Source organism: Psychrobacter sp. FME13 (assembly GCF_014861395.1).
Classification (GTDB): domain Bacteria; phylum Pseudomonadota; class Gammaproteobacteria; order Pseudomonadales; family Moraxellaceae; genus Psychrobacter.
Genome location: NZ_RRYV01000328.1, coordinates 1 through 963 on the forward strand (window position 1 = coordinate 1; position 963 = coordinate 963).

The window sequence follows — 963 nt, forward strand, 5'->3', positions numbered from 1 at the left end:
GTTTTTTATCTAAAATTATTAATGATTATCATTTGTGTTTTTATTCGTATTTATATTTTTACAAAAATAAGAGGATGTTTTTATGTATCAACTTCAGCAGCTAAATCATAAAAGTAATGTTAAACGATGGACGACACAGACCAAACCGTCTTTCGCCCTTAATTATATTGTATCGGCAAAGCTTGCGATGGCTTTAGGCATAGCGGCTGGGACCGTATTTATATGTGTGCCATCAGCTTATGCACAGGAAGGTAGCGACCTGACCAGCAGTCAGCAAGTTAATGAATTGGATACCGAACAGCAAAACCAAAATATAGATTTAGGAGCCAATCAAGAGATACCAACTACCACACTACCAGCGATAACAGTAGTGGCTGAAGGCAACGATAATCAAACCTATTCTGGAGGGCAAGTAACTTATACCAATCATGTTGGATTTTTGGGAAACAAAGACTTTTTAGAAACACCATTTAGTGCCATTAGTTATACTGATAAATTTATTGAGGATCAGCAAGCCACAGATATTAGTGAGATTATTGCTGCAACGGATCCCTCTGTTTATACCAGTGGAGGAAGTGGAGAAAATCTTGAAAGTTATTCTATCCGTGGTTTTGCTTCGAATAGTAATGATGTGACAGTAAATGGATTGTCTGGTATGGCGCCTTATTACCGCAGTTCGCCTGAAATGTTTGAGCGTGTTGAGGTACTCAAAGGTCCGTCAGCAATGCTCAATGGTATGTCACCTAACGGCTCTGTAGGTGGCTCTGTGAATCTAGTCACTAAGCGAGCAGGTGATGAGCCACTCACTCGATTGACGACTAAGTACATATCAGACTCGCAGCTTGGTGGGAGTGTAGATGTTGGCCGCCGATTCGGTGAAGACAAACAGTTTGGTGTGCGTGTAAACGGTGCTTATAGAGATGGTGAAAGTGCGATTAATGACCAAGATAAAGAGGCTAAAGT

Annotated in this window: 1 protein-coding gene; it reads left to right on the forward strand. The window is 40.5% G+C overall.

The window, feature by feature from the left end; genetic code table 11:
• Positions 1–82 precede the first annotated feature (82 nt).
• The coding region (locus EI164_RS16395) for a TonB-dependent receptor plug domain-containing protein (RefSeq protein WP_192521030.1) at positions 83–963 on the forward strand (881 nt) is incomplete at its 3' end.